5 protein-coding genes are annotated in these 5,387 nt (G+C 38.7%); 1 reads left to right on the top strand and 4 read right to left on the bottom strand.

All coding sequences use genetic code 11. The features are described from left to right. Window positions 1-234: 234 nt before the first annotated feature. From FLAVO9AF_RS15345 to FLAVO9AF_RS15335, 3 genes are all read right to left on the bottom strand, one after another. Complete coding sequence (locus FLAVO9AF_RS15345) at window positions 235-2,331, bottom strand: glycoside hydrolase family 97 protein (protein WP_159691318.1); 2,097 nt, start codon at window positions 2,329-2,331, stop codon at window positions 235-237. A 521-nt stretch (window positions 2,332-2,852) separates the two neighbouring features. Then, window positions 2,853-3,143 carry a helix-turn-helix domain-containing protein gene (locus FLAVO9AF_RS15340; protein ID WP_159691314.1) on the bottom strand — a complete coding sequence of 97 codons (291 nt, stop codon included), beginning with the start codon at window positions 3,141-3,143 and terminating at the stop codon, window positions 2,853-2,855. A gap of 6 nt (window positions 3,144-3,149) precedes the next feature. Then, window positions 3,150-3,488 carry a type II toxin-antitoxin system RelE/ParE family toxin gene (locus FLAVO9AF_RS15335; protein WP_159691311.1) on the bottom strand — a complete coding sequence of 113 codons (339 nt, stop codon included), beginning with the start codon at window positions 3,486-3,488 and terminating at the stop codon, window positions 3,150-3,152. A gap of 158 nt (window positions 3,489-3,646) precedes the next feature. Here FLAVO9AF_RS15335 and xerA point away from each other — a divergent pair, with 158 nt between their 5' ends. After that, a complete protein-coding gene (xerA, locus tag FLAVO9AF_RS15330; RefSeq protein WP_159691308.1) occupies window positions 3,647-4,690 on the top strand; it encodes a site-specific tyrosine recombinase/integron integrase in 1,044 nt (347 codons plus the stop codon). A gap of 115 nt (window positions 4,691-4,805) precedes the next feature. Here xerA and FLAVO9AF_RS15325 read toward each other — a convergent pair whose 3' ends face one another. Then, entirely contained in the window at window positions 4,806-5,105 is a 300-nt protein-coding gene (locus tag FLAVO9AF_RS15325; protein WP_159691305.1) for a hypothetical protein, read from the bottom strand. Window positions 5,106-5,387 lie beyond the last annotated feature (282 nt).

Genomic DNA, 5,387 nt, shown 5'->3' with positions numbered 1-5,387 from the left:
AAGTCCTAATCGGGGCATAAGTAGCTAACTTTGATCGAAGAGAAGGTTCACTTTGTCAGTTTGGTTGTTGATTAAAAGTAATTTAAATTTATTTAGCAAATCTAAAGGATCGCAGCGGCATCCTTTTTTACAAAAAAACCTAGTAGTGGGTTACTACTAGGTTTTTTTGTAAAAAAGATAGAGCGGAGAGCGGGACGACGCGTGTGGTCCTCCGCCTGCGTCTGCTCCTAAAAATTAAGGCAGTGGTTCGAAACTAATGGCGGTTCCTCCCCCAGGGGCTAATTGCAGTTTGAGTTTGCTAGCCGATGTTACCACTTGTGTTTTAATGGTGTAAGCAATTGGGTTTTTCTCCCAATGTGCATTTTTGGCGTCTTCGTAGATGATGGCTTTGTATTTTTTGCCTTTGGTTAAGAAGTCCAATTTGATTTCGGTGGTTCGGGCATTTTCATCGGTGATGGCGCCTAGGAACCAAGTGTCTTTGCCTTTGGTTTTTCTGGCCACGGTAAGATAATCGCCGGGTTCCGCTTCTAGATACAAACTCTCGTCCCAATCCATCGCAACGTCTTTGATGAACTGAAAAGCATCGGGATATTTCTCGTAGTTTTCAATCAAGTCGGCCGCCATTTGCAAGGGAGAATACATCGTCACGTACAAGGCCAATTGCTTCGCCAAAGTAGTGTGAACCTGCTCGGTTTTGTTTTTATCGTAGTAGCTCATTTTGATTTCAAAAATCCCCGGGGTGTAATCCATAGGACCGCCCAACTGACGCGTGAAAGGCAAAATGGTTTCGTGCGCTGGCGGATTTCCGTTGCTCCAAGCGTTGAATTCGTTCCCACGAGCCGATTCGGCCGCGATGTAGTTGGGATAGGTTCGGCTGTAACCAGTTGGGTGCGAACATTCGTGTGAGTTGACCATCAATTTGTTATCGGCAAAGCGACGCGCCACAAAATTAAAGTGATTCACCATTGCTTGTCCGTCGTGGAATTCGCCACGCGGAATGATTTTGCCCACATAACCCGTTTTGGCCGCAGGATAATCGAATTTCTTCATCAAATCCAGTGCGCGATCCAAGTGGCGTTCGTAGTTGCCCACAGAACCCGAAGTCTCGTGATGCATGATCATTTTTACGTTTTTTGCTTTGGCGTAGGCCGAAACTTCTGCCAAATTAAAGTCGGGATAAGGCGTCGTAAAATCAAAAACATCCTCTTTCCAGTTGCCTACCCAGTCTTCCCAACCTACGTTCCAACCTTCGACCAACACGCCGTCAAAACCGTGCTTGGCGGCAAAATCAATATAGCGTTTGGTATTTTCGGTAGTAGCGCCGTGTTTGCCTGTTGGAATTGGATTGCCCGCAGCGTTTTGCGCATTTTGAGAACCCGCATAATCCCAAGTCGATTTCCCCACGTGCATTTCCCACCAAATCCCCACATATTTCATTGGTTTTATCCAAGAGGTATCTTCGATTTTAGAAGGCTCGTTGAGGTTCAAAATCAATTTGGAACTCACAATTTTTCTCGCATCATCGCTGACCATAATCGTACGCCAAGGTGACACGCAAGGCGCTTGTAAATAGGCTTTGTCGCCAATGGCGTTGGGCACCAAATTGGCTTTTAGCGTGTACTTTTGCACGTTGGCATCCAAATGCATTACGGGATAATTCACCACTGCTGCCTCAAAAATATTGAGATACAGCCCTGAAGGCGATTTCATTTGCAAAGGTGTTTGCACCGTGTATTTCCCGGGAATGGATTTTACGCCGATTCCGTTGTTAAGGTTCAGTTTTTCGTTGTCAATTTCGGAGAATTTCGTTTCGTTGTACACGTATTCATTGCTGTCAAAATCACCTGGAATCCAGAACACTTTATTGTTTTCGGTCAAATTGAACTCGGTTTTCTCGTCCGAAATGATAAAATAGTTCAGGTTTTCTTGTTTCGGGAAATCGTAGCGAAACGCCAACCCTTCGTCAAAGGCTCTAAAGACCAAATTGAGTTTCACTTTCGAATCTTTCTGTACCAAAGCTACAATCAATTCGTTGTAATGGTTAGTGATTTGGGCCTGTTCTCCCAATACCGGTTTCCAAGTTTCGTTGACCGCGTGGGTTTTGGTTCCCGTCACTTCAAAATGGTTGGCCAAAGCCGTTTTATCTTTTAGACTCACCCCCAAAGCGCTTGACAGCACCACAGGTTTATTTTTGTAGCTCACCGCATAGGTTGGTTGACCATCGGGCGTGAGCTGAAACGTAAGCGCCAAAGTTCCCGTTGGTGATTCCACCTTTTGTGCGGACACCCAACTCAGGGAACATAGGAGCAGTAAGGAAAATAACTGTTTCATTTGGATTCTATTTTTTTTTGTAACTATAAAAATACGCAAAAAGTCCCGAACCCAGCCACAATAAGGAACGCCTTATGCTCTTTGAAAGTAAAAAATCCCACTCCAACGTTTGCGGACTCATAAGTTTTGGGCGGAAAGAAGAAGTTAGTGGTTAGTGATTAGTACTTAGTGATTAGTCATTAGTGATTAGTAATTAGTAATTAGTAATTAGTAATTAGTACTTAGTAATTAGTACTTAGTGATTAGTAATTAGTGATTAGTAATTAGTGATTAGTAATTAGTGATTAGTAATTAGTGATTAGTAATTAGTGGTTAATGGTTAAAAGTTAGTCCTTAGTGATTAGTCCTTAGTGGTTAGAAGTTAGAAAGTAGAAGACAAAATGAAAAAGATTTGAAGAAGAAAGCTATAGCAATCTCCTTTGCATAAGTTTTGCACTACTAATGTCCGCGCGCAATATGAAGTTTGGAACTAAATTAAGCAACTACCAAATCTGCTTTTAGCGTCTGTTTGTAGATATGCTTTATATTTCGATTTGGATTTTTACTTTTCCTCCAAGTCCTTTTTCAACTATGTCATATAAAGTCTTGAGCGTTAAATTACCTCCGTTATTTTCAATTCTAGAAATATATTCTCTTTTTTTTGCAATTAAATCACCCAATTCAGTTTGTGTCAAATGCTTTTCTTCACGAGCTTTTTTCAAAAGCAAACCAATTTTAAAACCTTGAAATTCTCTTTCAAGTTCATCACGTCTTACAGTTCCCTCTTCGCCGTAAACTTCATTTTTAATTTCTTTCCAACTTTTAGTTTCCATACTTATTTAGATTTTTTCATTGTAATATTTTGTCATTAAACGCAAAGCTTTTTCAATTTCATTTTTTGGAGTTTTCTGCGTTTTCTTTTGAAAGCCATTTAGTAGAATTACAAGTTTCCCATTATCAAAGAAACAAAACACTCTCCAAATATTTGAACCAAGTTGGATTCGTGCTTCGTATAAACCGTTAGTCCCTTCCATAGCTTTCAAATAGTTTGAAGGAACTCTCTCTAAAGTTTCAATAGCTTCAATTATTTTGAATATTTTATCTTGAACTTTTTTGGATTGTTCCAAGAGAAAACTTTCAAAGTGATTTTCATATGCTATGACTTCTCGTACTTTCATTATTCAAAGGTAACTTAAAAGTTACTATAATTGCAAATTTTTGATTTTTTATTTACGTCGCGATACTAAATCTAACAACTATCGACTAAGTACTAATCACTAAAAACTAGCTAGTTAACACTATTTTTAGTATATTTATCACTCTAATTATACGCCTTATGTACTGGAAAGCCGAATTGATTACCCACCGAAAAGAAAAAAGAATTGCCGTTTATTTTGAAAAAGACGCTGCATTAATCTCCCGAATTAAAGCCCTTGAAGGCTCCCGATGGAGTCAAACTTTAGGAGTTTGGCATTTGCCTGACACCTTTGAGAATCGATTGAAATTTCAAATCGAAGTAACTCCCAAAAATCGTCCTTCGCCTGAAGGCATCCGACAGGTAGAAAAGTTCAAAAAATGGTTATTGTCTAGACGTTACAGCAACCGAACCATCAACACTTATTCCGAGGCATTAAAATCATTCCTAACATTTTATAACGAAAAACCAATAGAAGCTATCACGAACGATGATGTTATACGCTATAATAATGAGTATATTTTACAAAATAATTTGTCTTCCTCCTATCAAAATCAAATGGTCAATGCCATTAAATTATACTTTGCAACTATAGTTGAATCTAAAATTGAAATGGACAAAATTCATCGCCCAAAACGAGAAAAAGTACTCCCAAACGTGTTGAGTAAAGAAGAAGTGAAATTGATATTGAACGCCCACAGTAATATCAAACATAAAGCGATGCTAAGTTTAATTTATGCCTGTGGATTACGATGTGGCGAATTATTGTCGCTCCAACCCGTACATATAGATTCTAAACGAAACATCATCATAATTAAAAATGCCAAAGGAAAAAAAGACAGAATTGTTCCCTTGTCGCCCAAAATATTAGTGATGCTTCGCGACTATTATGTAACATTCAAACCACAAACCTATTTGTTTGAAGGCAACATCAAAGGGCAAGCTTATGACGACAGAAGCTTGCAACAAGTGATGAAACAAGCCCTAAAAAAAGCAGGTATAACAAAACCCGCAACATTGCATTGGTTACGTCACAGTTTTGCGACACACTTATTGGAAAGCGGCACCGACTTGCGTTATATTCAAGAATTATTGGGTCACAACAGCAGCAAAACCACAGAAATATATACCCATGTCAGTACCAAAAGCATCCAACAAATCAAAAGTCCATTTGATAATTTGTAGGATAATAATTAAAATGTATATTTACAAAGTATACGCTACTGAATAGCGGGTTTGCCTGCTATTTAGGAGTGATAGTCGCTACAAAATAGCGACTATATACAAGTTAGCAGTAATACTACGTTAATGCTTCTTTAATTACGTTTTCTGCATACTCTAATTCTGCACATACATTGTTTTCTTTGCAAAACATTACTAAATCTTCTAATGCTTTTAAAAGTTCAGGTGCATTCGCAATTAATCTTTGGTCGGCTCTCATTTGTTCTAATTCGGCATCATATCTTTCATCTTGACCTGAAAATCTTGAAGGCTCTGTCAAAATACAAATCAAACCTCCTTTATTCCTAACTGCTCTTTTTTTATTAGATGTGAAAACACACCCCCATTTTCCTTCGCTTCCTTTAAAATTTGTTTTCATAAGTTCTTTTATTTTAAGTTATCAGTACTACTGCTAACAGCTAGTACAACCCAGCAGTAGTATTAGTGATTAATTGTTTTATTTGTGTGTACTTGGTTTCATTTTCGCATATCGGAAGCAATACGGCTTGCTTTCTACTGCCGTGATGTACTAGCGGAACGTTGGTGGCAAGTTGCGCCGAAATTACGCAGGCAAATCCAATTTGAAAGTAAACAGTTGTTTCCGCCGCAAGTTTTCAAAGCAGAAGCGTGAAAATTGAAACGTGCCAACAGAAGCGTGAAA

It is taken from the genome of Flavobacterium sp. 9R, assembly GCF_902506345.1.
Classification (GTDB): domain Bacteria; phylum Bacteroidota; class Bacteroidia; order Flavobacteriales; family Flavobacteriaceae; genus Flavobacterium.
Note: the sequence above shows the minus strand (reverse complement) of the source record. Positions and strands in the feature narration are given on the sequence as shown.

Excerpts from the sequence above, each read along its gene's own strand:
- FLAVO9AF_RS15345 (WP_159691318.1), bottom strand. The coding sequence starts at position 2,331 with ATGAAACAGTTATTTTCCTTACTGCTCCTATGTTCCCTGAGTTGGGTG.
- FLAVO9AF_RS15340 (WP_159691314.1), bottom strand. The coding sequence starts at position 3,143 with ATGGAAACTAAAAGTTGGAAAGAAATTAAAAATGAAGTTTACGGCGAA.
- FLAVO9AF_RS15335 (WP_159691311.1), bottom strand. The coding sequence starts at position 3,488 with ATGAAAGTACGAGAAGTCATAGCATATGAAAATCACTTTGAAAGTTTT.
- xerA (WP_159691308.1), top strand. The coding sequence starts at position 3,647 with ATGTACTGGAAAGCCGAATTGATTACCCACCGAAAAGAAAAAAGAATT.
- FLAVO9AF_RS15325 (WP_159691305.1), bottom strand. The coding sequence starts at position 5,105 with ATGAAAACAAATTTTAAAGGAAGCGAAGGAAAATGGGGGTGTGTTTTC.